The sequence below is a fragment of the Bradyrhizobium sp. LjRoot220 genome (genome assembly GCF_964252915.1).
Classification (GTDB): Bacteria; Pseudomonadota; Alphaproteobacteria; order Rhizobiales; family Xanthobacteraceae; genus Bradyrhizobium.
This window is the reverse complement of record NZ_CAXUPS020000011.1, coordinates 95,009-120,374: the sequence shown is the minus strand read 5'-3', so window position 1 is coordinate 120,374 and position 25,366 is coordinate 95,009. Positions and strand designations below refer to the sequence as shown.

Here is a 25,366-nt window from a genome sequence, read left to right as displayed (position 1 = left end):
CCCGCGTGGAGTACGATTGTGTTTGGTAAGCGTAGCGGAGACAACGACACGCGGGCGCCGAAGCCCGCCATTCACGCGCCGGAGCCCTCCGGCGTGGCGGCCGTTTCGCGCGAAATAGCCGCGCCGACCGTCACTTCACCGCCGATCGCACCATCCAAACCGCCGCCGGCGCCTTCCATGGAAGCGCGGCGCTCCGACAATTACTACCAGGTCAAGGCCACGATCTTCGGCGCCCTGATCGAGGCGATCGACCTTGCCCAGCTCGCCAAGCTCGACGGCGAGTCGGCGCGCGAGGAAATCCGCGACATCGTCAACGAGATCATCGCGATCAAGAACATCGTGATGTCGATCGCCGAGCAGGAAGAACTGCTCGACGACATTTGCAACGACGTGCTCGGCTACGGTCCCTTGGAGCCGCTATTGTCGCGCGACGACATCGCCGACATCATGGTCAACGGCGCCGGCACGGTGTTCATCGAAGTCGCGGGCAAAATCCAGAAGACCGGCATCCGGTTTCGCGACAACCAGCAGCTTCTCAACATCTGCCAGCGCATCGTCAGCCAGGTCGGCCGGCGCGTCGACGAATCTTCGCCGATCTGCGACGCCCGTCTCGCCGACGGTTCGCGCGTCAACGCCATCGTGCCGCCGCTGGCGATCGACGGGCCCGCGCTCACCATCCGCAAATTCAAAAAGGACAAGCTGACCCTCGAGCAGCTGGTCAGGTTCGGCGCGATCTCGCCGGAAGGCGCCGAAATTCTCCAGATCATCGGCCGGGTCCGCTGCAACGTGCTGATCTCCGGCGGCACCGGCTCCGGCAAGACCACACTGTTGAACTGCCTGACCCAGTTCATCGAGCATGACGAGCGCGTCATCACCTGCGAAGACGCCGCCGAACTCCAGCTACAGCAACCGCACGTGGTGCGGCTCGAAACCCGGCCGCCCAACATCGAAGGCGAAGGCCAGGTCACGATGCGCGAACTGGTCCGCAACTGCCTGCGTATGCGGCCCGAACGCATCATCGTCGGCGAAGTCCGCGGACCCGAGGCGTTCGACCTGCTGCAGGCCATGAACACCGGCCATGACGGCTCGATGGGAACGCTGCACGCCAACAACCCCCGTGAAGCCCTGTCGCGTTGCGAGTCGATGATCACGATGGGAGGATTTTCGCTGCCCTCGCGCACCATTCGCGAGATGATCTGCGCTTCGATCGACGTCATCGTGCAAGCCGCGCGTCTGCGCGACGGCTCGCGGCGCATCACCCACATCACCGAGGTGATGGGCATGGAAGGTGACACCATCATCACCCAGGACCTGTTCCTGTACGACATGGTCGGCGAAGACGCCAACGGCAAGATCATCGGCAAGCACCGCTCGACCGGCATCGGACGCCCGCGGTTCTGGGAACGCGCACGATATTACGGCGAGGAGAAGCGGCTCGCGGCCGCGCTCGATGCGGCCGAAGCCACAGATGAACCCGGAGCACGCTAATGTCCATGCAAGCGCTCGCACTGGCCTTTCTGGCGTTTACCGCGATTGGCGGCATCGCCTGGGTCTTCGTCTATCCGTTGCTGTCCGGCGAGAAGAAAGCGGAATCACGCCGCGCCTCGATCGCGCGGCCCGAACCCGCGGCGCGCCAGGCCGACAAGACCCAGCGCTCACGCCGCGAACAGGTCGAGGGATCGCTGAAAGAGCTCGAGTCGCGCCGGATGAAGGAAAAATCCGTTCCCCTGAGCACCCGCATCACCCAGGCCGGACTTTCCTGGTCGACGCAGAAATTCTGGGTCATCTCCGGCATCCTTGCCGCCCTGGCCGGCTTCGCCGCGTTCAGCATCGGCGGCGGCGTTTTGGGTGCCATCGGCATGGCCTTCGGCGCGGGCTTCGGGCTGCCGCGCTGGCTGCTGGCCTATCTCAAGAAGAAGCGTGAAAAGGCGTTTTTGAAAGCGCTGCCCGACGCGGTCGACGTCATCGTCCGCGGCATCAAGGCCGGACTGCCGCTGTTCGAATCGATCAAGGTGGTCGCGGCCGACTCGCCGGAGCCGCTGCGGAGCGAATTCCTGGCCATCATCGAAACCCAAACCATCGGCATGCCGCTCGGCGAAGCCTGCGCGCGCCTCTATGAAAGGATGCCGGTGCCGGAAGCCAATTTCTTCGGCATCGTGATCGCGATCCAGCAGAAATCGGGCGGCAACCTGTCGGAAGCGCTCGGCAACCTTTCGAAGGTGCTGCGCGACCGCAAGAAGATGGCGGAGAAAATTCAGGCGATGTCGATGGAAGCCAAGGCCTCCGCCGCCATCATCGGTTCCCTGCCTCCGGTCGTGATGGTGCTGGTCTGGATTACAACGCCCGACTACATCTCGCTGCTGTGGACCGAACGGCTCGGCCAATTCATGCTGCTGTGCTGCGTGGCCTGGATGACGATCGGCGTGCTCGTGATGAAGAAAATGATCAACTTCGACTTCTGACGGTGTGAAATGGTTGAGTTCCTCATAGACAAGATGCATGACGCGCGGTTCATGACCATGTTCCTGGCCGCGATTGCCGCGAGCCTGACCGCCTACACGCTGGTGACGCCGCTGTTTGCCGGCGAAGGTCTCGCCAAGCGCATGAAGGCGGTCGCCAGCGAGCGCGAACGGATCCGGCAGCGCGAGCGCGACCGTCTTGCCAAAACGGAGAAGGTATCGCTGCGCCAGAGCCCGAAGCAGCTGGTTTCCAAGGTGGTGGAAGACTTCAACCTGACCAAATGGCTGGCGCAGGAAGCCGCGCGCGAGAAGCTGGTCATGGCCGGCTACCGTGGCCACGCGCCCTACGTCACGTTCCTGTTCGCCCGCGCGGTGACGCCGATCGTGCTGTTCCTCGGCGCGATCCTGTACGTCTTCGTGATCGCCAACCTGGAAAAATCACTGCCGGTCAAGCTCGGCATCTGCGTCGGCGCCGCCTATCTCGGGCTGCAGGCGCCGATGCTGTTCCTGAAGAACGCGATCAGCAAGCGCCAGCTTTCGATCAAGCGCGCGTTCCCCGACGCGCTCGACCTGCTCTTGATCTGTATCGAGTCCGGCATGTCGGTCGAAGTCGCCTTTCGCAAGGTGTCCGTCGAAATCGTTACGCAGTCGGTGGCGCTGTCGGAAGAATTCGCGCTGACCACGGCCGAACTGTCCTACCTGCAGGACCGCAAGGTGGCGTATGAGAACCTGGCGAAACGCACCGGCCTCGACGGGGTCAAATCGGTCTGCCTGGCCTTGCAGCAGTCCGAACGCTACGGAACGCCGCTCGGCCAGAGTCTGCGCGTGATGGCGCAGGAAAACCGCGACATGCGCATGACCGAGGCCGAGAAGAAGGCGGCCGCCCTGCCGCCGAAGCTGACCGTGCCGATGATCCTGTTCTTCCTGCCGTGCCTGTTCATCGTCATTCTCGGGCCGACCTACATCAAGCTGCAGACGACGCCGGTTCTCTAGTCTAGAGCAAAGTCGGTTCTGATTGAATCAGAACCGAAGCTCCAGATTCTCGCCTTGCCTGAAGACACGATCTCCAAGCGCCAGCTTTCATCGTCGTTCTCGACCGACCTGCAGCAAAATCCAGATGATGCCGTGAGGCAAGGCCGTGGCGGTACTGCAGCTCGAAGGGTCCGGTTGTCCCCGCGCACAGGCAAGCCCGCGTCACGTTGTTCGCCTTCCGCGAAGCCTCGAACTGCGGGGCGGCGTCCCGGCGGGACAGACAAACGGAGCCAGTAACACCTGCGGGTCCGATGTGAGATCAGGATTGCTGCGAAGGCGATCGAGCATGAAGTTCACGAAGGCCTTCATCCGCGCCGGCAGGTGCTTGCGGCTGACATAGTGCATGAAGATCCGCGCCGGCTGCGATACGCATTCCGGCAAGACCGGCTTCAGCGCACCCGTTCGAAACAACGGAAGAACAAGAGGAAGGGGAGCAAACACCAGCCCCTGACCGTGCACCGCCGCCGTGACCGGGGTCGGGAAATCATGCCCCACGAAATTGCCGCGGACAGGCGCATCCGTGTTTGCGCCCGGATCGAGTTGCCATTTGAGGGTCTGCGAAGGGAGATCGCGGCGACGCAGCCGCAGACAATTGTGCTGCGATAGGTCTGCGGCGGACCGGGGAATTCCATGCTCTGCGAGATAGGATGGTGCTCCGCAAACGACAAAGCTCAGCGGCGCTATCTCACGCACGACCATGGCGCCATCGCGCGCCTGGCCGGCGCGGATGCCGACGTCGTAACCTCCGCCAATCATGTCGCTCACGGCGTCGTCGAGATGCAACTCCAGCTCAACGGCCGGGTACTGACGACTGAAGGCGGGAATCAGGGGCAAGACGTAATTTTGTCCGAAGGGAGACAGACACACCACCTTCAGCGTGCCGGTCGGTGATTTGCCTTTGTCTATTATCGCGGATTGCGCATTCTCCAGTTCGCGCAAGGGCCCGGTGCAGCGCTCGTAGTAGATGCGTCCTTCCTCGGTCAACGAAAGCCGTCGCGTCGAGCGCTGGAGCAGGCGGACACCGAGCTGCCGCTCAAGCCGCTGCACGTTCTTGCTCACGGCGACCGGAGTAACGCCCAAGTTCTTGGCAGCACCTGCGAAGCTTCCTGCCTCGACCGTGCGAACGAACCCCACCACGCCGCGAATACCCTTCACGATCCGTCACTCCAAACCTTTTGTTAGCACAGATATTAGCTGCGCCCGCCTAATCTTGTAAGAGCTCCCCATCCATTATCCGGTCCACGACTTCAATGTTCGGCTGGAGAACGCACCATGTTCGCAACTCTGAAAGCATCGAGCCAGTCGCCGGTCCTAGCGACTTTGATAGCTGTGACAGCATCAGCAACCGCGGCGGCCGGGAACGACAAGCCGGTCGGAACGGCCTCTATCGAAATGAACAACAAGGCCAGCGCGCGCAGCTTCGTCAGCGAAATTTGGTTCGAGGCCGCACCTGGAGCCAAGATCGAAAACTTCGCCGTGCGTGTGCCGCTGCGGGCAATTGCGATCGCCCGCAATGCGGAGCCTGCCCCTGACCAGCGCAAACGTCCGCTCGTCGTCGTTTCGCACGGCAATTGGGGGACGAGATATTCGCTGGGCTGGCTATCCGTTAGACTGGTGAATGCAGGGTTCGTGGTGCTTTCAACTTCGCATCCGGGCACATTGGGCGACGATCAGACCGTCGCTGGACGTCTGCGGCTTTGGGATCGTTCGCATGACGTCTCATTCGCCCTGGACGAAGTCCTCAAGCATCCGAAATGGTCCGCGTTGATCGACGAGAGCCGCATCGCGTTCGCTGGGCACTCCTTCGGAGGCTGGACCGGGGTCAGCCTCGCGGGCGGTAAATTCGATCCGGCGGCGCAAAAGGAATTTTGCGAGAAGTCGACGACCAAGGACTTCTATTGTGACGGTACGCTCAAGGACGACATCGCGGGCATCCCGACGGCAGATGCCACGAACTCTTTCAAGGACAGGCGCGTCAAGGCGTTCTACATCATGGCGAGCGGACCGGGTCAGGGTTTTCTGGAGGATTCGCTGCAATCCATCACGGCCCCATTCATGGTGGATACGGCCCAAGCAGATGAGATCCTCGAAGCAGGCGCCAATTCGAGCACGCTTGCCCGGCGCATTCGCGGCGCGCGAGAGATCATTCGCTCTGTAGGACATTTCGCCTATGTACCGGAGTGCAAATGGTTGGTCGGCCCAGTTCTGGCGCGATTGGCCGGCGTGCCGATATGCAACGATTCAGACGGGGTCGACCGCCGCCGCGTTCACGAGCAGGTCGCCGAGGATGTGATCGCGTTCTTCACCCAGCATCTGTAGCGGGTGAAGACCGTACCGCCATTCCGGCGCATGGTCGGTCCTGTCACCGCTGGACGAGGATCAGTCGTTGGCCTGGTCGAACGCCACCACCGGCGGTTTGCCCTGGCGAGAAGCAGTGCGTGGATTGTCCTTGCGGCTGAGCATGTCCCGCAAATAGGCCACGTTGGCCGCGGCCTCCTCGGACGGCAGATCGCCCTTGGCGATCGTCTCGGCTTCGGCGAAGCGGCCCTGGAGGCCGACCACCAGCGCCAGATTCTGCCGCACCCGTCCGTCCGCCCGCGGATTGCCATAGGCGCGCCGCAGCGTCTTCTCGGCGTCGGGCAGTTCGCGCGTCAGCATGTAGGAGAGACCGAGATTGGACAGCACCGACGGCTCGTCCGGTGCGATCTTCAGCGCGCTGGCGTAATAGCGGCGGGCTTCGTCGTGCTTGCCGAGCTTGTCGAGCACGGTGCCCTGCACCGACAGAATGCGCCAGTCGGGATTGTCGGGCGCATGGGCGCGGCTGAGCACGTCGAAGGCGGCTTGCGAATTGCCGTTGTCGGCGAGCGCGCGCCCGTAGCCGGCGAGCAGCGCCTTGTTACCGGGATGGGCGATGGTTGCCTGTTCGAGCACGGCAACGGCCTGCGCGCGCTGGCCTGAAGCACGCAGCGCCTGGCCATAGGCCAGTGCCGCGGCGACATCCTTGGGATTGGCGCGATAGCGATCGCCGTAGACTTCGACCGCACGGCGCGGATCGTCGGGAATGGGGGGCGCGGCGGCGCTGGACTTCTGGGTCAGCGCGCCCGTCACATCGGACATGGTCTGACAGCCGCCAAGGCCTGCGGCCAGCATCGCGGTCACGGCCGCGGAGGCGAAAAGCCGGGCAGGATTGGGCCGCACGAGGCTGGGCCGGGCAAGGCTGGATGGACGCATGGCACTTCAACTCACGATTTCGGGTGGAGCCGAACACGCCATCAATAGACTGTTAACCCTAACGGCTGGTTAATCGGTGGACAGGCGGCCACGGCGCTGCAATGGGTTCCTGACGGGTTTTGACGCACAATTCTGCAGCTTCACCATTGAAGTCACACGAATATCCTGCAACCTCGGCGGTGGACTGAGCCCGCTCCCTTTCCGCGAGACCCGCATGCATTCGCCCTTCGAGACCGCCCACGCCGCCTCAAGCATTCCGATCTATTTCGCCACCAGGACGACATGGGCCGCGATCAGCAAGGAGCTTTCCCCACAGGCGCAGCAATTTGCAAAGGCCAATGATTATGCCGCCAAGCCCGGCAAGTGCCTGGCGCTCCCCTCGCCCGAGGGACAGATCGCGCAGGTCATCTTCGGTCTCGAGGAGGAGGGCAGCAAATCCCGCGACCTGTTCCGGCCCGGTGCGCTGCCCGGCCTGCTGCCGCCCGGAATCTATCGCTTTGCCAATGCGCCGCACGACATTCGCCTGGCGACGCTCGCCTTTGCACTCGGCAGCTACCGCTTCGGCCGCTATCGCAAAACGGACAGACCCGACGTGCGGCTGGTGCCATCAGACGGCGTCGACATCACCGACATCACGCGGATGGCGGAAGCAGCCTCACTGGCGCGCGACCTGATCAATATGCCGTCGAACGACATGGGGCCGGAAGAGCTGGCGGCGGCGGCGCAGCAGCTGGCGACGCGCTATGGCGCCAGTTTCAGCGCCATCGTCGGCGACGAACTGATCCAGCAGAACTTTCCGCTGATCCACACCGTCGGCATGGCCTCGCCGCGCGCGCCGCGGCTGATCGACCTGAGCTGGGGCGACCCTGCGCATCCCAAGGTGACGCTGGTCGGCAAGGGCGTGTGCTTCGACACCGGCGGGCTCGACCTGAAGCCCTCCAGCGGCATGCTGATCATGAAGAAGGACATGGGCGGCGCCGCCAATGTGCTGGCGCTGGCCCAGATGGTGATGGACGCCGGGCTGAAAGTCCGGCTGCGGGTGCTGATCCCCGCGGTCGAGAACGCGGTGGCCGGCAACGCCTTCCGTCCGCTCGACATCTTCAAGTCGCGCAAGGGACTCAACGTGGAGATCGGCAACACCGATGCCGAGGGCCGGCTGGTGCTGGCCGACGCGCTGGCTTTTGCCTGCGAAGAAAAGCCCGATCTGCTGGTCGATCTGGGAACCCTCACCGGCGCGGCGCGCGTCGCGTTGGGGCCGGATTTACCGCCTTTTTACACCAATGATGAGACGCTGGCGCTGGACGTCGCGCGTTTTGCAACAGGGGAGCAGGATCCGTTGTGGCGCATGCCGCTGTGGCCGGCTTACGATTCCTGGCTGGATTCGAAGGTCGCCGACATCAACAACGCGCCGTCGGGCGGCTTTGCCGGTTCGATCACTTGCGCGCTGTTCCTGCAGCGCTTCGTCACCGACGCCAAAAGCTGGCTGCATGTCGACATCTTCGGCTGGACGCCGTCGGCCAAACCCGCGCGCCCCGAGGGCGGCGAATGCCAGGCCGCGCGCGCGATCTACAAACTGCTGAGCGAACGCTATGGATGACCCGCGCCTGACCCCGGCCCGCCCTGATCTCGCCGCCAAATATCTCGAAGGCAAGGTCAAGGCGGCGCGCTTTGTGACCGGCGAGGAATTCTGCGTGGTCGATGCGATCGCGCCGCTGCGCGAGGCGCCGGCCGCCGATGCCCCGCTGCTGACGCAGGCGCTGAAGGGCGAGCGCGTCACGATCTACGACCGCAACGGCGAAGGCTTTGCCTGGGGCCAGTTGAACAGCGACGGCTATGTCGGCTGGATTCCCGACGCCGCGCTGGGCAAACCCACCGCCGCACCAACGCACAAGGTCACGGCGCTCCGGACCTTTGCGTTCCCGGCCGCGTCGATCAAACTGCCGCCGGTCGACACGCTGTCGATGGGCGCGCTGCTTACCGTGGCGCGTGAAGACGGCGCGTTCGCGGTGACACGCGAAGGCTGGTATCTCCCGCGCCGGCATGTCGGCGCTCTGGAGGCGATGGAGAAGGATTTCGTCGCGGTCGCCGAAAAATTCGTCGGCACGCCCTATCTGTGGGGCGGCAAGAGCAGCCTTGGCATCGACTGCTCCGGCCTGGTGCAGATTGCGCTGAACGCCGCCGGCACCGGTTGTCCGCGCGACAGCGACATGCAGCGGGACGGCCTCGGCCGCGCCTTGAATCCCTCCGAAACCCAAACGCTGCAGCGCGGCGACCTGATCTTCTGGAACGGCCACGTCGCGATCGTCCGCGACGGCGACACCATCGTCCACGCCAACGCGCATCACATGGCCACCGAGATCGAAAACACGCTCGAAGCCATCGCGCGCATCAAGGCCGCGGGCAGCGAGGTCAAATCGATCAAGCGGCTGGCGTAATCAGGGGCTCGGTCTTCCTTCACCTCTCCCCAGCGGAAGATGTCCAGAATCAAAAATATCGAAAACAACCCCATGCAAAGAAAGGAACCCCTTGCAAAGAAAGGGATAAATTCGATTTGACGATTGAGAGCACTAAGGTATTTTGATACCTCAAATACACCAATGCCAACAGATTTGTCTGTCGTTACGACCCACCTGATCGCATCACGCGCCAGCGCTGAGCTTTCAGGAGTTTGTCCATGGTTCGAACCGAGGAAGCTGCTTCAGTGTACCGGCGCGTCGAAGACCTTGGTGTACAATTCGCGCACCGCGCGGAGGACTTCTTTTTCCTTGAGGCCCGTGACGCTCATGATGGCGTCGTGCAAGACGCCGTCGGTCCCGTGATAAAGCAGGCGCGCCATAAGTTCTGGCTCGGAAAGTTTGATCTGCCCGCTGTCGACGCCGTCGCGGACCGCGGCAGCGATCCGTGTAATGACTTTCTCATTGATCCGACGGCAAAACTCCAGGGCCTGCGCATCGGCTGACCTGTAGATGACGCGATGGAGTTCCGCATGTTGAAGGGCGTGTCCGACCAGCTGCTCGAAGATCGTCCATAGGACGGCGTGCCAGTCCCGTTGCTTCCCGTCGTCGGCAAGCGCCGTCTCGGTAATTTTGAGGAAGCCTTCGACGTATTGCTCCCAGAGGCTGCCGACGATCTGGTCCTTCGATTTGAAGTATAGATAGAACGTGCCCTTCGACACGCCTGCGCGCGCCGCGATGTCATCGACCGTCGCGTTCGAAATGCCTTTTTTTGCAAAAACACCGCGCGCTGCGTCCAGCAGTTCGCCTTTGCGTTCCGTCGGACGTTTCGTCCGTCCGGTTGATCGCGCTGCCACGTCTCAGTTTCCTTCCTGCGATTGCCAACAAATCATAATGACCATCAGTCATAATCTCTTGACACGTACTGACCGCCGGTCATAATCCGGCGAAGACAAACTGACGATCAGTCATAATCCATCGCAGCGACGATTCCAACGGCCTGACGGCTGCGGGAGCGCCGGCTGCTGGCCGATGCAAACGGATAGGGAAGCGGATGAACGTGGACAGCTTGATTTGGGTTGTAGCCGGAATCGCCGGTATCGGCGCCGTTCTGGCGCTGGTTGGTTACCTCAAGCGCGAACCTCTGCCGATGAACGATGCCACGCGGAAGCGCGCACGCGGGTCATTCCTGCGATTGTCGCAGGGGACGACGCACTATCTGGAAGAAGGTTCAGTCGACGGCGAACCCGTCGTGCTGGTCCCCGGGGCAACGCTGTCGCTCTGGATCTGGGATGGATTGGCCGAACGCCTTGCCGCCGCCGGATATCGGGTCATCCGCTATGACTTGCTCGGCCGTGGTTACTCCGACCGACCGAAGATCGTCTACGGACCGGATACATTTGATCGTCAGCTCGAAGATCTTCTCGCCGCGCTGAACGTGAGGGCGCCGGTCCATCTGGTGGGGCTCGCATTCGGTTGCCCGATTATCGCCGAGTTCGCACGCCGGCATCCATCGGCGGTCAGGCAACTCTGCCTTCTCGCACCAGATGGATTTGGCGTGGCGCTATCCTCCTCAAAGCGTTTCGTGCATCTGCCTTTCATCGGACCGTACTTCTTCAGGCTTGTTGGTGACAAAACGCTGGAGCAACGCCTGGCGGCATATTCGCCGAATCCTGCGGTGATCGAGCGCGTACGCGCACAATATTTGCCCGAACTGAAATTCAAGGGATTCAAGCGCGCGCTGCTGTCGTCGATCCGCAATATGCCGATTCACGATGCGCGCTCGCTTTACCACAAGGTGGATGCGCTTCTCAAAACCACGTTGATTTGGGGCAAGGCTGACCGGGTGACACCCATGCCCGACGAGTCCGAACTGCTGAGCGTATTTCTCAGGGCCGACCGTCATTTCCTCGACGGCATGGGCCATCTGCCACATCACGAGCAACCGGATTTGACGGCGAAGCTGGTTCTAAGAGCGCTTCGCGGCGACGCCGCAGCTATCGCTTCGACCAAACAAGCATTCGCATAGGAGGGAAGCGTGGTTCAACACCCCGCGGCCAGCCCTTCCCGTACCTGGAGTATCCTTCCAATGACCATCGATGCCTTGAAGCAGGAAGCCTGTGATCTGATCGACGGTCTAAAGAGCGATCTCCTCGGCGTGAGTCATAAGATACATGCCACTCCCGAAATCGCTTTCGAGGAACGCTTCGCGTCGCAACTGCTGTGCTCGGTCGCGGAGTCCGAGGGCATCCAGATGACACGGAGCGCTTACGGCATCGAAACAGCCTTTGCCGGAGATTTCGGTAGAACTGATGTACCGCGGGTCGCGCTGATATCCGAATACGACGCGCTACCCGGACTCGGGCATGCCTGCGGTCACAACGTCATCGCAACGGCCGGGCTCGGCGCGGTCCTCGCGCTTCACCGCATGAGAGAACGACTGCCCGGCGCGGTCAGGTATCTGGGGACGCCCGCCGAGGAACGTGGCTGCGGCAAGGAAATCATGGCGCGCAATGGGGCATTCGATGGCGTTGACGCCGCGATGATGGTTCATCCTGCAGGCATCAATTCAAAGGCCTTCCGCTGCATCTGCATATCGGAGGCGGCGGTTGTTTACACCGGACGCGCAGCGCATGCCGCGGTGTTTCCGGAAATGGGCTTGAACGCGCTCGATGCCATCACATTGTCCTATCAAGCGATCGCGCAACTGCGACAGCACATCCGATCCTCGGAGCGGATCCACGGCGTCATCACCGCGGGTGGCGTCGCCCCGAATACCGTTCCCGATTCGACGACCGCCATCTATTTCGTGCGCGCGGCAGATGCCGAGGCGCTGGCGAAACTGAAGCCGCGCGTTCAGGCCTGTTTTGATGCTGGAGCGCTGGCCTCGGGCTGCACCGTTGACGTTCAATGGTCTGCGGTCGATTACCTCGACATGGTCGTCAATGAACCTTTGGCCGACGCCTATGTCAGCAATGCGACTCGACTTGGCCGCTGCGAATTCGTGCCTTACGAGCGGCTTCCGCTCGCCGGCTCCGATATGGCGAATGTGAGTCATCGGGTGCCGGTGCTGCACCCACTCATCTCCATGTCACCCCCGAATGTCATGCTACACGATCCCGCGTTTGCGGTATGGGCTCGTTCCGAGGAAGGCGACAAGACAGCCATTGATGGCGCGAAAGCGCTCGCTATGACGGCGATCGACTATTTTTGCAAACCTGAGCTCCGCGAAGATGTTTCCAACGCGTTCGGGCGGACGGCTTCTCACCGGAAAAGGACCCTCGAGATCACTTGCCGGCCGTAATTGATAATTGCGGGTTCCGACCGCATAGAAGAGACAGACTTCAGCGCGGGACGCCAACCATCAAATCCGGGAGATGGTCGGCGGATTACAGCGCTTCTCGTCGCGAGTTTGGCGGCAGGACCCGTTCACCTGACTCGCTTGGCAGCTGGCCACTAACTAAACCTCCACCGTTCCGTCCGGCACGGCTTCTATCCGGAACGCGGCGGCGAACAGCGCGCGGGTGTAGTCGCTCTGCGGGTTCTTGAACAGCTCGGCGGCCGGCCCCTTCTCCACCACCTTGCCGTGACGCATCACGATCAGATGGCTCGCGAGCGAGGCGACCACGCGCAGATCATGCGAGATGAACATGTAGGTGAGATCGCGCTTGCGCTGCAACTCGCGCAGGAGATCCACCATCTGGGCCTGGAACAGCATGTCGAGCGCGCTGGTCGGCTCGTCCAGCACGACGAAATCCGGCTCCAGCACCACCGCGCGCGCGATCGAGATGCGCTGGCGCTGGCCGCCGGAGAATTCATGCGGGTAGCGGAACCGGGTCTTGGGATCGAGGCCGACGTCCTGCAGTGCCTTGACGACGCGCGCCTCGCGCTCCTCATGTGTCAGCCTGGGCTGATGCACGGTCAGGCCTTCCGCGACGATATCGCCGACCGACATGCGCGGGCTGAGCGCGCCGAACGGATCCTGAAACACGATCTGCATGTCGCGGCGGAACGGCAGCATCGCCTTGAAGCGCAGGCCCTGGATGTTGTTGCCGAGAAACACGATCGGCCCGTCCGACGAGATCAGCCGCAGCAACGCGAGGCCGAGCGTGGTCTTGCCGGAACCGGACTCGCCGACGACCCCGAGCGTCTCGCCCTTGCGCACCGCGAGGCTGACGCCGTCCACCGCCTTGATATGGTCGACGGTCCGGCGCAGCAGGCCACGCTTGACCGGAAACCAGACCTTCAAATTATCCGCCGACATCACCACCGGCGAATCGGGCCGCGGCGGCGCCGGGTCGGGTTTGGGTTCGGCCGCGAGCAAGTCCCGCGTGTAGGAATGCTTCGGTTCCGTAAAAACCTGCTCGACCGGCCCCTGCTCGACGATCTTGCCGCCATTCATGACGCAGACGACGTCGGCGATGCGGCGGACGATGCCGAGGTCATGGGTGATGAACAGCATGCTCATGCCGAGCCGCGCGCGGATTTCGGCCAGCAGCGCCAGGATCTGCGCCTGCACCGTGACATCGAGCGCGGTGGTCGGCTCGTCCGCGATCAGCAGGTCCGGCTCGTTGGCGAGCGCCATCGCGATCATGACGCGCTGCCGCTGGCCGCCGGACAATTGATGCGGATAGCTTTGCAGCCGCCGCTCCGGATCGGGAATGCCGACCTGGGTCAGCAGCTCGAGCGTGCGCGCCCGCGCCATCGCGCCGCGGACCCCGTTGTGGAGCGAGAGTATCTCGCCGATCTGCGCCTCGATCGTGTGCAGCGGATTGAGCGAGGTCATCGGCTCCTGGAAGATGATCGAGATGTCGTTGCCGCGGATTCCGCGCATCTCGTTCTCGGCCGCCGTCAGGAGGTCGCGGCCGCGGAAGTGGATGCTGCCGGACGGATGCGATGCGGTCGGATACGGCAGCAGCCGCAACACCGACAGCGCGCTGACCGACTTGCCGGAGCCGGATTCGCCGACCAGCGCCACGCACTCGCCGCGCTTGATGGAAAACGAGACGTGATCGACCGCAAGTGTGTCGCCGAACGCCACCGAGAGGTCGCGGACATCGAGCAGAGGCTGGTTGATGGCGTCCATGCGTTGCTTACCTGAACGTCTTGCGCGGATCGAAGGCGTCGCGCGCGGCCTCGCCGATGAAGATCAACAGCGACAGCATGATCGCGACCGAGAAGAATCCGGTGAGGCCGAGCCAGGGCGCCTGCACGTTGGCTTTGGCCTGTGACAGCAACTCGCCCAGCGACGGCGAGCCCGGCGGCAGGCCGAAGCCCAGGAAGTCCAGCGCCGTCAGCGTCATCACCGACGACGACACGATGAACGGCAGGAAGGTCATGGTCGCCACCATCGCGTTCGGCAAGAGATGGCGGAACATGATCCTGGCATTGGAGACGCCGAGCGCCCGCGCCGCCTGGATGTATTCGAAATTGCGGCCGCGCAAAAATTCCGCGCGCACCAGCCCCACCAGCGACACCCAGGAGAACAGCAGGAGAATGCCGAGCAGGATGAAGAAGCCTGGCGGCAGCACCGCCGAGATGATCAGGAGCAGATACAGCGAGGGAATCGCGTTCCAGACCTCGATGAAGCGTTGAAACAGCAGATCGGTCATGCCGCCGAAATAGCCCTGCACCCCGCCGGCGGCGATGCCGATAATCGACGAGAAGATCGTCAGCGTCAGGCCGAACAATACCGAAATGCGAAAGCCATAGATCAGCCGCGCGACCACGTCGCGGCCCTGGTCATCGGTGCCGAGCCAGTTGTATTCGAGGTCGCTGCAGCCGTTGAGGCCTTTCTTCTTCACCACCTCCGCGCACTGCGCCTCTGTGAGCATCCAGGTCGGCTTCGACGGCGCCGGCGTCGGCAGGTCGAGATTGTGCGTGCTGTAGGAATAGCGGATCAGCGGCCAGATGATGGTGCCGCCCTTGTCGGCGATCTGCTTCTGCAGATAGGGATCGCGGTAGTCGGCGGCGGTCTCGAAGTCGCCGCCAAAGGTGGTTTCGGAATAGCTGACGAAGGCAGGCCAATACAAACGGCCGTCGTACTTGATCAGGAACGGACGGTCGTTGGCGATCAGCTCCGCAAACAGCGAAATCACGAACAGGATCATGAAGATCCAGAACGACCAGTAACCCCGGCGATTGGCCTTGAAATTCTGCCAGCGGCGGCGGTTGAGCGGCGACGGCGTGAAGGCATGGCGCATCATCGGCACGGCCTCGCCGAGCGGCGATTGCGTCGTGGCCTCGACCGGCTTGGGCGCGGTGATCGTCATCAGACCTCACGCGCCTCGAAATCGATTCGTGGATCGACCCACATATAGGCGAGATCGGAGATCAGATTGATCACGAGGCCGACCAGCGAAAAGATGAACAGCGTGCCGAACACCACCGGATAATCGCGGTTCAGCACGCTCTCGAAACCGAGCAGGCCGAGCCCGTCGAGCGAGAAGATAGTCTCGATCAACAGTGAGCCGGAAAAGAAGGCGTGAATGAAGGCGCTTGGGAAACCCGCGATCACGATCAGCATCGCGTTGCGGAAGATGTGATTATACAGCACCTGCCGCTCGCCGCAGCCTTTGGCGCGCGCCGTCATCACATATTGCTTGCGGATCTCGTCGAGGAACGAGTTCTTGGTCAGCAGCGTCATGGTGGCGAAGGCGCCGAGCGCCATCGCGATCAAGGGCAGCGTGATGTGCCAGAAATAATCGATGATCTGCCAGTACCAGGGGAATTGCGCCCAGCCGTCCGAGGTCAGGCCGCGCAGCGGGAAGATGTTGAAGAACGAGCCGCCGGCGAACAGGATGATTAGCAGGATCGCAAACAGGAAGCCGGGAATCGCAAACCCGACGATGATGATGGCCGAGGTCCAGGTATCGAACCGCGATCCGTCCTTAACCGCCTTGCGGATGCCGAGCGGGATCGAGATCAGGTAGGTCAGCAGCGTCATCCAGATCCCGAGCGACATCGAGACCGGCAGCTTCTCCTTGATCAGCTGGATCACGCTGACGTCGCGAAAATAGCTCTTGCCGAAATCGAAGCGCGCGAAATTCCACACCATCAGCGAGAAACGCTCGTACGCCGGCTTGTCGAAACCGAACTGCACTTCGAGCTTCTTGACGAATTCCGGATCGAGCCCCTGCGCGCCGCGGTACTTGGAGCTAACGGCGTCCGCGGACGCACCGACCTGGCCGCGCGGGCCCATATCGCCGCCGCCGCCCGATATTCTGGAGCTCCCGCCGGTGTCGGCGCCGGAGAGCTGCGCGAGGACGCGCTCGACCGGACCGCCGGGGGCAAACTGCACGACGATGAACGACACGAACAGGATGCCGAGCAGCGTCGGAAACATCAGGAAAATGCGGCGGGCGATATAGGCGGCCATGAATTATTTCGCCTGCTCGAGTTTCGCGGCCTTGTTCGGGTCATACCACCAGTTGTCCGGCGCGCCGGTGCCTTGCGCGTAGCGTGCTGGCCTCGGCGGATGGGCAAATTGATCCCAATAGGCGATCGGATGGTTGGTGCGAAACCACTGCGGCACCCAATAGCGGCCGGCCCGAAACACCCGATCGAGCGCGCGGCAGGCGATGGTCAAATCGGCACGGGTTTCAGCGGCGATGGCCTTGTCAACCAACGCGTCGATCGCGGGATTGGCAACACCCGCCAGATTGTACGAGCCCCTGGTGGCTGCCGCATGCGACGTGAAGTACGGCCGCAAGCTGTCGCCCGGCGTCGGCGACATGCTCAGGCGCATGATGGAAACGTCGAAATCAAAGGCTTCCACCCGCGCACGATACTGCACGGCGTCAATCAATCGGATGCTGGCATCGATGCCGAGCTGACCGAGATTCTTGATGAACGTCGCGTGATGCGGCTGGAACGACGGCTCGTCGAGCAGGAATTCGAGCGTAAATATCTCGCCGTTCGGCAGCAGCCGCTTGCCATCCTTGATGGGCAGTTTTGCGTCCTGCAGCAATTGCTGCGCCTTGCGCAGCAGCGTCCGGTCCTGGCCCGATCCATCCGATACCGGCGGCACGAACGGCTGACCGAACACCTCGTCGGGCACCTGCCCACGGAACGGCTCGAGCAGCTTCAGCTCCTCGGGCGACGGCAAGCCGGTCGCCACCATGTCCGAATTCTGGAACGGCGAAACCGTGCGCGCATAGGCGCCGTACATCACGGTCTTGTTGGTCCATTCGAAATCGAACGCGTTGATGACCGCTTCGCGTACCCTGGGGTCTTTGAGCTTGTCGCGACGGGTGTTGAAGAACCAGCCCTGTCCACCCGAGGGCAATTCGTCCGGCAGGGTCTCGCGCTTGACCCGGCCGTCCTTGATCGCGGGAAAATCGTAACGGGTGGCCCAGATCCGCGCCGTGAATTCCTCGCGGTAGAGATAATTCTTGCCGGTAAAGCCTTCGAACGCGACATCGCGATCGCGATAGAATTCATAGCGCACGGTATCGAAATTGTAGCTGCCGCGGTTGACGGGAAGATCGGCTGCCCAATAATCCTTGACCCGGTCGAACTCGACATAGCGGTTGATCTCAAACCTGCCCACCTTGTACGGCCCTGAACCAAGCGGGATGTCGGTGGTCGATTCCTCAAATGGCCGCGTCGCGTAATAGGCTTTCGAGAAGATCGGCAGGCTCGCGACATAAAGCGGGACGTCGCGCGCGCGGTTTGGCGCAAACGTCACGGCCACCGTCGCATCGTCGAGCGCCTCGGCCTTCACCATGTCGCGCAGCTGGACCACGATCAGCGGATGGCCTTTTTCCTTCAGCGTGTTGAGCGAGAAGGCGACGTCATGCGCCGTCAGCTTCGAGCCATCGCGGAAGCGGGCCTCGGGACGCATCGTGAAGCGGTAGGTGAGCTTGTCGGGCGAAATCCGCACCGACTTCGCCGCAAGGCCATACATCGCGTCGGGCTCATCATTGGCGCGCGCCATCAACGCATCGAATGTCAGCTCCATGCCCTTGGCGCCTTCGCCCTTGAGGATGAAGGCGTTGAACGAATTGAACGTCTGGAAGGACTGGTTGTAGGCGCGGATCGACGGGATCGTGGAAAACAGGCCGCCCTTCGGCGCATCCGGATTGATGTAATCGAAATGCCTGAAGTCGGCCGGATATTTCAGGTCGCCGAAAACCGACATGCCGTGGGACTCGGTGCCGACCTCGGATGCCGCGGCCGGCCTCAAAGAGATCGCGCCGAGCGCACCAAGGCCGAGGCCAAGCGTCTGGCGGCGAGAGAACAGCGGCCCGCGCATGATCCGGTTCAAGATCGACCACCCGTCTTGGCCGCCTTGGCCGCGTCCCACCACCACAGCGCGGGGAAGCCAGTAACCCCGTATTTGGGCAACGGCTCCGGACGACTGAAACGGTCCCAGCGTGCGGCGCGTTCAAATCCGCCGGCGAATTGCGGGACGACATAGGCGTTCCAGAGCAAGACCCGATCCAACGCCTTGCAACTGGCGACCAGGTCGGCTCGGTCCTTGGCGAAGATGATACGATCTATCAGGGCGTCCACCGCGGGATTCTTGATGCCGGGAATGTTGCGCGAGCCGGGCCTGTCGGCTGATTCCGACCCGAAGAAATCGCGCTGCTCGTTGCCCGGCGACGGCGACTGCCCCCAAACGGTCGTGACGATGTCGAAGTCGAAACTGCGCAAGCGATTCTGATACTGCACGCTGTCGACGGTACGGATGTTCACGGTGATGCCCAGCCGCTCAAGATAGGGCTTGTAGAAAAGGAGGCTCCGCTCGTCGCCCTGGGCCTGGCTCAGGAACTCAACGGTGACGGGCTGACCTGCCTTATCGACCAGCTTGCGATCGCGATTTTCAAACCCTGCTTCCTTGAGCAGGCGCGTAGCTTCACGAAGGTTGTTGCGAGCCGCGTCGTCATTGCCGCCGACCGGATTCTTGTACGGTGTCGTGAACAGTTCGGCAGGCACTTTGTCGCGCAGCGATTCGAGAATTTTCAGTTCGGCGCCTTCCGGAAGACCAGTGGCCATGAATTCGGGGATACCGTCGAAATAGCTATTATTGCGGTGGTATTCGCCGTTCGAGAGCAGCCGATCCGACGTCTCCCAATCATAGGCAAGATTGAAAGCACGGCGCAGCCTGACGTCGGCAAACAGAGGCCGGCGAAGGTTGAACGCGTAACCCTGCATCCTCCCCGAACTCGAGTTGACGAATTTTTCCTTGATGACCCGCTTGTCGCTCACCGCAGGAAAATCGTAGGCAGTCGACCATTGCTTGCCGCTACGCTCGTTAAACCAGTCCAACTGGTCGCCCTTGAACGCTTCGCGTCCGACGGTATCGTCGCGAAAGAACTCATACCGAATCTGGTCGAAATTGTTCTGCCCGACCGATACCGGAATGTCCTTGCCCCAATAGTCGGGGACGCGCTCCAGCAAGACCGACCGGCTCGCGACAAATTCCTTGATGCGATAGGGTCCCGACCCCAACGGAATCTCCAGCGTCGTCGCAGTCACGTCGCGCTTGCGCCCCTGCGAGTCATTTCCTTCCCACCAGTGCTTGGGCAGCACGGGCAGTTCGCCGGCAATGCTCGGCAGCTCGCGATTCCCCGGACCATCGAAGGTAAACTTGATCTCACGGTCGCCGACCTGTTCGGCCTTGAGGATATGCCGATAGTAAGCGCTGTACATCGGACTGTTTTTCTTCAACACCTCGAACGAGTAGATGACATCATCCGGCGTCACGGGCTTGCCATCGTGCCATCGCGCCGCCGGGCGCAATCGGTAGATGACGTACGAAAAATCGTCGGGGTAGGCGGCAGCCTCCGCGAGCAACCCGTAGGCGGTCGACGGTTCATCGAGCGAGCGGGTCGTCAGCGTCTGGAAGATCCGATTAACACCGTCAGCCAGTGACCCCTTCAGCCCATCGACAACAATATTGAAGTTGTCGAAGGTGCCGAGTTCGAACATGCGAACGACGCCGCCCTTGGGCGCGTCGGGATTGACGTAGTCGTAACGTTTGAAATCGGCGGGATATTTGACGTCGCCGTAGGTGGAGACGCCGTGCCGCCATTTTAGTCCGTCGGGCGCGGATTGCGCATGCGCCGTTCCGATTGCCGTGTTGAGCCCGAGCGCCGGGGCCATCGCAGCCACGGCGCCGCCTTGCAGGAGATATCGTCGGGTGATCGCCAAATGCAGAGATCCTGTTGCTTAAGGGCCAGAGCATAATCGTAAGGGCATGATCCTGATCGGAAACCGGTTCCCGCCTTTCCGGATCATGCTTCAGTGAGGACCCAATATAAGGCAAGGGTTCGGCAAATTACGTTGCTTTTTCCTCATGATAGCAACCAACGAAACGCGCCGGTGCGGCGAAAGGTCCCGATAACAACAATGCGATCTTCATAAGCAAACGGCCAGGCAATGCCTGGCCGTCATGTCGCCGAAGTCCATGCCGGACTGTTGAAATGTTATTTCGCCGCCGTCGGCAGCGGGACCGGCTTGTCTGCCAGCGTGGCCAGGTAAGCAATCACGTCGGCGCGCTCGCTGTCCTTGCTGATGCCGGCAAAGCCCATTGCGGTGCCCGGAATAAAGCCTTTCGGATTGGCGAGGAACTTGTTCATGTCGTCAAAGGTCCAGGTGCCACCCTTGCCCTTCATCGCGGCAGAGAAATTGAAACCGCCGCGGCCCTCGCCCTTCTTCTCGTTGATGACGCCGAACAGGTTCGGGCCGACGCGGTTGGGGCCGCCCTTTTCGAAGGTGTGGCAGGCCGCGCACTTCTTGGCGGCGCCGAGGCCCTTTTCAACCGAGGCGGTCTGCAGCAATTTCTCGATCGGCTCGGACGGCGCCGCGGCTTCCTTGGCCCCGCCCTGCGCCGTTTCCTTTACCGCGATTTCGAAGCCCGGCTTTTCCGGCATGTGGGGCGCGAAAATCGCGTTGGCGGCAAAGCTTGTCACCAGGACGAGAAGGCAGGTGGCGAGAACGGCGCCGAGAATTTTGTTGAGTTCGAAGGAGTCCATAGTGGCTCAGGCTCCAGGCCTTAAAGGATCGACTTAAAGGCCGGCAGAACGGCCGCGGTTCAGCCTCAGGAATCAGGCTTTCGCGCCGCACCCTCAGCAGGGTTGAGATATCGGTTTGCCCGGGCTCTGGCAACCCGTATAAACGCCCCGACTTTCCGCCAATCCCCATTATTTCCGCCTGTTTTCGCTAGCCCGTGACCTCGCGCCCGATGACCGAAACCCGCAACCTGGTGCTGATTCCCGCCCGCATGGCCGCCACAAGGCTGCCCGGCAAGCCGCTCTTGGAAATCGGCGGGGTGCCGATGATCGTCCATGTGCTGCGGCGGGCGGAAGCCGCCAACATCGGCCGGGTCGCGGTCGCCACCGACACGGCGGAAATCGCGGAAGCCGTGACATCCCATGGCGGCCTGGCGGTCATGACCCGCCCCGAACACCCATCGGGCTCCGACCGGATCTACGAGGCGCTGAAGACCCTCGATCCCGAGGGCAAGGTCGAGATCGTGGTCAATCTGCAGGGCGATTTTCCGACCATTTCGACCGACAATATCCGCGACGTGCTGCCGCCGCTCTCTGACCCCGCGGTCGATATCGCAACCTTGGCGGCCGAGATTCACACCGAGGAAGAGGCCAACAATCCGAACGTGGTGAAGGCAGTCGGCTCGCCGATCGGCCCGCGAAGGTTGCGCGCGCTTTATTTCACGCGGGCCACGGCGCCGACCGGCGTCGGGCCGCGCTACCATCACATCGGCCTCTACGCCTACCGCCGCGCCGCGCTGGAGCGTTTTGTGGCGCTGCCGCCCTCGCCGCTGGAGCGGCAGGAGAAACTCGAGCAACTGCGGGCGCTGGAAGCCGGCATGCGGATCGATGTGATGATCGTCGATACGGTGCCGCGGGGCGTGGATACCCCGGCCGACCTCGAAACCGCGCGTCGGCTACTGGCAAATACCTGAACGGCTGATACAAGGCCCCCATGACCGAGAAACTCAAAATCGCATTCCAGGGCGAGCCTGGCGCGAACTCCCATATCGCCATCGTCGAGGCCTATCCGGACGCCGAGCCGTTGCCTTGCTCGACCTTCGAGGACGCGCTGGCCGCGATCGCCTCGGGGGAAGCGGATCTGGGCATGATCCCGATCGAGAATTCGGTCGCCGGCCGCGTCGCCGACATCCATCATCTGCTGCCGCAGTCCGGGCTGTTCATCGTCGGCGAATGGTTTTTGCCGATCCACCACCAGCTGATGGCGCCGCGCGGCGCCAGGCTTGCCGACATCAAGACCGTCGAGAGTCACGTCCACGCACTCGGCCAGTGCCGCCGCATCATCCGCAAGCTCGGCATCAAGCCGATCGTTTCGGGCGACACGGCAGGAAGCGCACGCATCGTCGCCGAACGCGGCGACAAGAGCTGCGCCTCGATCGCGTCGCGGCTGGCCGCCAATATCTACGGTCTCGATATCATGGCTGAAGATGTCGAGGACGAGACCCACAACACCACGCGCTTCGTGGTGCTGGCGCGCGAGGCCCAGTGGGCCGAACAGGGATCGGGGCCGCTGGTCACGACTTTTGTTTTCCGGGTGCGCAACCTGCCCGCCGCGCTCTACAAGGCGCTCGGCGGTTTTGCCACCAACGGCGTCAACATGACCAAGCTGGAAAGCTACATGGTCGACGGCGAATTCTTCGCCACGCAGTTTTACGCTGATGTTGACGGCCATCCCGAGGACCGCGGGCTCGCGTTTGCGCTGGAGGAGCTGAAATTCTTCTCGCGCGAATTCCGCATCGTCGGCGTCTACCCGGCGCAGCCGTTCCGCCTGACGTTCAGCGAGGCGCTGGACTAACGCGTTTCTGTCGTCCCTGCGAACGCGAGGGAAGACAACAGAATCTACGCCGCGACCTTGCTGCTGAGCCCGAACGCATCCGCCAAGAGGCTATACGACTTCTTGCGCGCGTCGTGGTCGTAAACCGCGGTGATGATCATCAGCTCGTCCGGCTGGCTTGCCGTGATCATCGGCTGCAACTTCGTCATCAGGGTCGCGGGGCTGCCGACGAACAGGCGCGAGCGGTTGCGCGTGATCGACGTCCGCTCGGCGTCCGAATAGGGATAGGCCAGCGCTTCCTCGACGCTCGGCAGGGGCAGATACTGGCCGCGGTCGCGGCGCAGGCGATTGAGGTCCATCGAGGACGCGAGCTTTTCGGCCTCGGCGTCGGTTTCGGCGGCAACGGCGGCGATTGCCAAAATGCCGTGCGGCGCCGGGCGCCAGCCCGACGGCTTGAAGCGCGCGCGGTAATGCGTCATTGCCTCGATCGCATCATAGGAGGCGAAGTGATGCGCGAATGCGAAGCCCATGCCGAGCTCTGCGGCGAGTTCGGAACTGTAGTCGCTGGAGCCGAGCAGCCAGATCGGCGGCAGCGGAGAATCATCCGGCATCGCCACCACATTGTTGTAGGGATGGCCGGCCGGGAAATCGCGCGTCTCCCACAGAATCAGCTCCTGCAGCCGCTCGAGGAAATCGTCGCCCTCGCGTTTGTCGAGCCGGCTGCGCAATGCGTAAGCCGTGGCGCCATCGGTGCCGGGCGCGCGGCCGAGGCCGAGATCGATCCGGCCGGGGAACAGCGCTTCAAGCATCTTGAAGCGTTCGGCCACGACAAGCGGCGCGTGGTTGGGCAGCATCACGCCACCGGAGCCGACGCGGATATTCTTCGTCACCGCCGCGATCTGACCGATCATCAGATCGGGCGCGGGGCTGGCGACCGAGGCGAGGTTGTGATGCTCGGCGAGCCAGTACCTGACATAACCCAATACATCGACATGGCGCGCCAGATCGATGCTGTTGCGCAAGGCCGCCGCGGGTTTGGTGCCTGTGGTGACGACGGAGAGGTCGAGGACTGAAAGCGGGATCATCAGCTTAGCCTAGTGCGGCAGGTGGGAGCGACAAAGGCCCGGGGTGCGCAGATCAGGCCCGCGCTTCCGGGAACGAAGATTGGGGCTCGACGCTCCGTCCGGTGGGACAACCCGCCACAAACTGACACCGTATCCACCTTGCCCACAATCTGACCGAAGGCACCGAGCATCCAGAAAAGGTAATTTGTCCCATATATCTGGTATTTATCTCCCTTTCGCCCAAGAAACATCCTGCCCACCAATCTGATTATAACGGCCTAAAATTTCACTATCCATGCAATAATTGGGCAAATTCCCACCCTTGATGGGCTATTGGAACGGCCTTGTTTGGCTTATTTTAGCTGACGGCCGCCAGGCCCGATGCCCCGTCCGTTTCTGTGGAGCTGTGTGAGTGCCATGACCGAAGTTACGTCCGCCGCGTCCGACAGTCACCGCGCGCTCCATTCGCCAAAAATCTCCTTCGAGTTCTTCCCGCCTAAGACCGAGGAGATGGAACGCTCGCTCTGGGAAACCATCAACCGGCTGGCGCCGCTTGCCCCCAGTTTCGTGTCGGTGACCTATGGCGCCGGCGGATCGACCCGCGAGCGCACGCATTCCACCATCGCGCGCATCCTGAAAGAGACCAACCTGACGCCGGCCGCGCATCTGACCTGCGTCGGCGCGCCGAAGGGCGAGATCGACGAAGTGGTCGCGCGCTATCACGAGATCGGCGTCCGCCATATCGTGGCGCTGCGCGGCGATCCCACCACCGGCATCGGCACCGCCTACAGCGCGCATCCCGACGGCTATCAAAGTTCGCCCGACCTGATTGCCGGAATCAAGAAGCGCTACCCCGATTTTGAAATTTCGGTCTCGGCCTATCCGGAGAAGCATCCGGAAAGCCCGGATCTCGACGCCGACATCGACACGCTTCAGGCCAAGGTCGATGCCGGTGCGGCACGCGCCATCACGCAGGTGTTCTTCGATAACGACCTTTATTTGCGTTACCTCGACCGGGTCCGCGCCCGCGGCATCAACATCCCCGTAGTGCCAGGCATCATGCCGATGCACAATTTCAAGCAGGCGCGCAGCTTCGTGACCCGCGCCGGCACCACCGTGCCGTCCTGGCTCGCTGACAAGTTCGAAGGGCTCGACGACGACGCCGAGACCCGGAAACTCGTCGCCGCAACTGTCGCGGCGGGCCAGGTGCAGAAGCTGGCAAAACAGGGCGTCGACACCTTTCACTTCTACACCATGAACCGCGCGGACCTCGTGTTTGCGATCAGCCATTTGCTGGGCATCCGTCCCAATGGCGCACAGAAAGCTGCCTGATCCG

Annotated in this window: 21 protein-coding genes; 11 read left to right on the top strand and 10 right to left on the bottom strand. The window is 62.4% G+C overall.

Features of this window, described 5'->3' with window-relative positions; genetic code table 11:
- Nucleotides 1–18 precede the first annotated feature (18 nt).
- From ACSQ84_RS32000 to ACSQ84_RS31990, 3 genes are read left to right on the top strand one after another with little or no spacing between them, the layout of a single operon-like run.
- Nucleotides 19–1,488, top strand: coding sequence for a CpaF family protein (locus ACSQ84_RS32000; RefSeq protein WP_436215726.1), 1,470 nt, complete (start codon nucleotides 19–21; stop codon nucleotides 1,486–1,488).
- On the top strand, nucleotides 1,488–2,462 hold the full coding sequence (locus ACSQ84_RS31995) for a type II secretion system F family protein (RefSeq protein ID WP_436215725.1): 975 nt from the start codon (nucleotides 1,488–1,490) through the stop codon (nucleotides 2,460–2,462). The genes ACSQ84_RS32000 and ACSQ84_RS31995 overlap by 1 nt, the downstream gene beginning before the upstream one ends.
- Nucleotides 2,463–2,471: 9 nt before the next feature.
- Complete coding sequence (locus ACSQ84_RS31990; protein ID WP_436215724.1) at nucleotides 2,472–3,452, top strand: type II secretion system F family protein; 981 nt, start codon at nucleotides 2,472–2,474, stop codon at nucleotides 3,450–3,452.
- Between the two features lie 201 nt (nucleotides 3,453–3,653).
- Here the strand turns inward: ACSQ84_RS31990 and ACSQ84_RS31985 are convergent, their stop codons facing one another.
- Complete coding sequence (locus tag ACSQ84_RS31985) at nucleotides 3,654–4,646, bottom strand: LysR family transcriptional regulator (protein WP_436215723.1); 993 nt, start codon at nucleotides 4,644–4,646, stop codon at nucleotides 3,654–3,656.
- A gap of 237 nt (nucleotides 4,647–4,883) precedes the next feature.
- Here ACSQ84_RS31985 and ACSQ84_RS31980 point away from each other — a divergent pair, with 237 nt between their 5' ends.
- Nucleotides 4,884–5,810: an alpha/beta hydrolase family protein gene (locus ACSQ84_RS31980; protein ID WP_436215797.1), complete on the top strand. Its 927-nt coding sequence runs from the start codon at nucleotides 4,884–4,886 to the stop codon at nucleotides 5,808–5,810.
- A gap of 60 nt (nucleotides 5,811–5,870) precedes the next feature.
- Here the strand turns inward: ACSQ84_RS31980 and ACSQ84_RS31975 are convergent, their stop codons facing one another.
- Nucleotides 5,871–6,722 (bottom strand): tetratricopeptide repeat protein, encoded by an 852-nt coding sequence (locus ACSQ84_RS31975; RefSeq protein WP_436215722.1) that lies wholly within the window; start codon nucleotides 6,720–6,722, stop codon nucleotides 5,871–5,873.
- Between the two features lie 214 nt (nucleotides 6,723–6,936).
- Between ACSQ84_RS31975 and ACSQ84_RS31970 the strand changes: the two genes are divergently transcribed.
- Entirely contained in the window at nucleotides 6,937–8,319 is a 1,383-nt protein-coding gene (locus tag ACSQ84_RS31970; RefSeq protein ID WP_436215721.1) for a leucyl aminopeptidase family protein, read from the top strand.
- Nucleotides 8,312–9,157, top strand: coding sequence for an NlpC/P60 family protein (locus ACSQ84_RS31965; RefSeq protein ID WP_436215720.1), 846 nt, complete (start codon nucleotides 8,312–8,314; stop codon nucleotides 9,155–9,157). Before ACSQ84_RS31970 ends, ACSQ84_RS31965 begins: the two co-directional genes overlap by 8 nt.
- 263 nt (nucleotides 9,158–9,420) lie before the next feature.
- Here the strand turns inward: ACSQ84_RS31965 and ACSQ84_RS31960 are convergent, their stop codons facing one another.
- Nucleotides 9,421–10,032, bottom strand: coding sequence for a TetR/AcrR family transcriptional regulator (locus ACSQ84_RS31960; RefSeq protein ID WP_436215719.1), 612 nt, complete (start codon nucleotides 10,030–10,032; stop codon nucleotides 9,421–9,423).
- Between the two features lie 197 nt (nucleotides 10,033–10,229).
- Here ACSQ84_RS31960 and ACSQ84_RS31955 point away from each other — a divergent pair, with 197 nt between their 5' ends.
- Together ACSQ84_RS31955 and ACSQ84_RS31950 are read left to right on the top strand one after the other, a co-directional pair.
- Entirely contained in the window at nucleotides 10,230–11,204 is a 975-nt protein-coding gene (locus tag ACSQ84_RS31955) for an alpha/beta fold hydrolase (RefSeq protein WP_436215718.1), read from the top strand.
- A 60-nt stretch (nucleotides 11,205–11,264) separates the two neighbouring features.
- The gene (locus ACSQ84_RS31950) at nucleotides 11,265–12,479 is read left to right on the top strand and encodes a M20 family metallopeptidase (protein ID WP_436215717.1); all 1,215 of its coding nucleotides are present in this window, start codon (nucleotides 11,265–11,267) and stop codon (nucleotides 12,477–12,479) included.
- 156 nt (nucleotides 12,480–12,635) lie between these two features.
- Here the strand turns inward: ACSQ84_RS31950 and ACSQ84_RS31945 are convergent, their stop codons facing one another.
- From ACSQ84_RS31945 to ACSQ84_RS31920, 6 genes are all read right to left on the bottom strand, one after another.
- Complete coding sequence (locus ACSQ84_RS31945) at nucleotides 12,636–14,261, bottom strand: ABC transporter ATP-binding protein (RefSeq protein WP_436215716.1); 1,626 nt, start codon at nucleotides 14,259–14,261, stop codon at nucleotides 12,636–12,638.
- A 7-nt stretch (nucleotides 14,262–14,268) separates the two neighbouring features.
- Nucleotides 14,269–15,447: an ABC transporter permease gene (locus tag ACSQ84_RS31940; protein ID WP_436215715.1), complete on the bottom strand. Its 1,179-nt coding sequence runs from the start codon at nucleotides 15,445–15,447 to the stop codon at nucleotides 14,269–14,271.
- On the bottom strand, nucleotides 15,447–16,553 hold the full coding sequence (locus tag ACSQ84_RS31935) for a microcin C ABC transporter permease YejB (protein ID WP_436215714.1): 1,107 nt from the start codon (nucleotides 16,551–16,553) through the stop codon (nucleotides 15,447–15,449). The genes ACSQ84_RS31940 and ACSQ84_RS31935 overlap by 1 nt, the downstream gene beginning before the upstream one ends.
- A 3-nt stretch (nucleotides 16,554–16,556) precedes the next feature.
- Entirely contained in the window at nucleotides 16,557–18,431 is a 1,875-nt protein-coding gene (locus ACSQ84_RS31930; RefSeq protein WP_436215796.1) for an extracellular solute-binding protein, read from the bottom strand.
- A gap of 8 nt (nucleotides 18,432–18,439) precedes the next feature.
- On the bottom strand, nucleotides 18,440–20,332 hold the full coding sequence (locus tag ACSQ84_RS31925) for an extracellular solute-binding protein (protein WP_436215713.1): 1,893 nt from the start codon (nucleotides 20,330–20,332) through the stop codon (nucleotides 18,440–18,442).
- A 275-nt stretch (nucleotides 20,333–20,607) separates the two neighbouring features.
- Complete coding sequence (locus ACSQ84_RS31920) at nucleotides 20,608–21,156, bottom strand: c-type cytochrome (RefSeq protein ID WP_436215712.1); 549 nt, start codon at nucleotides 21,154–21,156, stop codon at nucleotides 20,608–20,610.
- A gap of 209 nt (nucleotides 21,157–21,365) precedes the next feature.
- On the opposite strand from ACSQ84_RS31920, the gene ACSQ84_RS31915 reads away from it, so the two are divergent.
- Together ACSQ84_RS31915 and ACSQ84_RS31910 are read left to right on the top strand one after the other, a co-directional pair.
- Nucleotides 21,366–22,106 carry a 3-deoxy-manno-octulosonate cytidylyltransferase gene (locus tag ACSQ84_RS31915; RefSeq protein ID WP_436215711.1) on the top strand — a complete coding sequence of 247 codons (741 nt, stop codon included), beginning with the start codon at nucleotides 21,366–21,368 and terminating at the stop codon, nucleotides 22,104–22,106.
- Between the two features lie 20 nt (nucleotides 22,107–22,126).
- On the top strand, nucleotides 22,127–22,987 hold the full coding sequence (locus tag ACSQ84_RS31910; protein ID WP_436215710.1) for a prephenate dehydratase: 861 nt from the start codon (nucleotides 22,127–22,129) through the stop codon (nucleotides 22,985–22,987).
- A gap of 44 nt (nucleotides 22,988–23,031) precedes the next feature.
- On the opposite strand, the gene ACSQ84_RS31905 is transcribed toward ACSQ84_RS31910, so the two are convergent.
- The gene (locus tag ACSQ84_RS31905) at nucleotides 23,032–24,051 is read right to left on the bottom strand and encodes an LLM class flavin-dependent oxidoreductase (protein WP_436215709.1); all 1,020 of its coding nucleotides are present in this window, start codon (nucleotides 24,049–24,051) and stop codon (nucleotides 23,032–23,034) included.
- Nucleotides 24,052–24,447: 396 nt separating this feature from the next.
- On the opposite strand from ACSQ84_RS31905, the gene metF reads away from it, so the two are divergent.
- A complete protein-coding gene (gene metF / locus ACSQ84_RS31900) occupies nucleotides 24,448–25,362 on the top strand; it encodes a methylenetetrahydrofolate reductase [NAD(P)H] (RefSeq protein WP_436215708.1) in 915 nt (304 codons plus the stop codon).
- Nucleotides 25,363–25,366: the final 4 nt, after the last annotated feature.

Excerpts from the sequence above, each read along its gene's own strand:
- ACSQ84_RS31995 (WP_436215725.1), top strand. The coding sequence starts at position 1,488 with ATGTCCATGCAAGCGCTCGCACTGGCCTTTCTGGCGTTTACCGCGATT.
- ACSQ84_RS31990 (WP_436215724.1), top strand. The coding sequence starts at position 2,472 with ATGGTTGAGTTCCTCATAGACAAGATGCATGACGCGCGGTTCATGACC.
- ACSQ84_RS31980 (WP_436215797.1), top strand. The coding sequence starts at position 4,884 with ATGAACAACAAGGCCAGCGCGCGCAGCTTCGTCAGCGAAATTTGGTTC.
- ACSQ84_RS31975 (WP_436215722.1), bottom strand. The coding sequence starts at position 6,722 with ATGCGTCCATCCAGCCTTGCCCGGCCCAGCCTCGTGCGGCCCAATCCT.
- ACSQ84_RS31970 (WP_436215721.1), top strand. The coding sequence starts at position 6,937 with ATGCATTCGCCCTTCGAGACCGCCCACGCCGCCTCAAGCATTCCGATC.
- ACSQ84_RS31965 (WP_436215720.1), top strand. The coding sequence starts at position 8,312 with ATGGATGACCCGCGCCTGACCCCGGCCCGCCCTGATCTCGCCGCCAAA.
- ACSQ84_RS31955 (WP_436215718.1), top strand. The coding sequence starts at position 10,230 with ATGAACGTGGACAGCTTGATTTGGGTTGTAGCCGGAATCGCCGGTATC.
- ACSQ84_RS31950 (WP_436215717.1), top strand. The coding sequence starts at position 11,265 with ATGACCATCGATGCCTTGAAGCAGGAAGCCTGTGATCTGATCGACGGT.
- ACSQ84_RS31945 (WP_436215716.1), bottom strand. The coding sequence starts at position 14,261 with ATGGACGCCATCAACCAGCCTCTGCTCGATGTCCGCGACCTCTCGGTG.
- ACSQ84_RS31940 (WP_436215715.1), bottom strand. The coding sequence starts at position 15,447 with ATGACGATCACCGCGCCCAAGCCGGTCGAGGCCACGACGCAATCGCCG.
- ACSQ84_RS31935 (WP_436215714.1), bottom strand. The coding sequence starts at position 16,553 with ATGGCCGCCTATATCGCCCGCCGCATTTTCCTGATGTTTCCGACGCTG.
- ACSQ84_RS31930 (WP_436215796.1), bottom strand. The coding sequence starts at position 18,431 with ATGCGCGGGCCGCTGTTCTCTCGCCGCCAGACGCTTGGCCTCGGCCTT.
- ACSQ84_RS31920 (WP_436215712.1), bottom strand. The coding sequence starts at position 21,156 with ATGGACTCCTTCGAACTCAACAAAATTCTCGGCGCCGTTCTCGCCACC.
- ACSQ84_RS31915 (WP_436215711.1), top strand. The coding sequence starts at position 21,366 with ATGACCGAAACCCGCAACCTGGTGCTGATTCCCGCCCGCATGGCCGCC.
- ACSQ84_RS31910 (WP_436215710.1), top strand. The coding sequence starts at position 22,127 with ATGACCGAGAAACTCAAAATCGCATTCCAGGGCGAGCCTGGCGCGAAC.
- ACSQ84_RS31905 (WP_436215709.1), bottom strand. The coding sequence starts at position 24,051 with ATGATCCCGCTTTCAGTCCTCGACCTCTCCGTCGTCACCACAGGCACC.
- metF (WP_436215708.1), top strand. The coding sequence starts at position 24,448 with ATGACCGAAGTTACGTCCGCCGCGTCCGACAGTCACCGCGCGCTCCAT.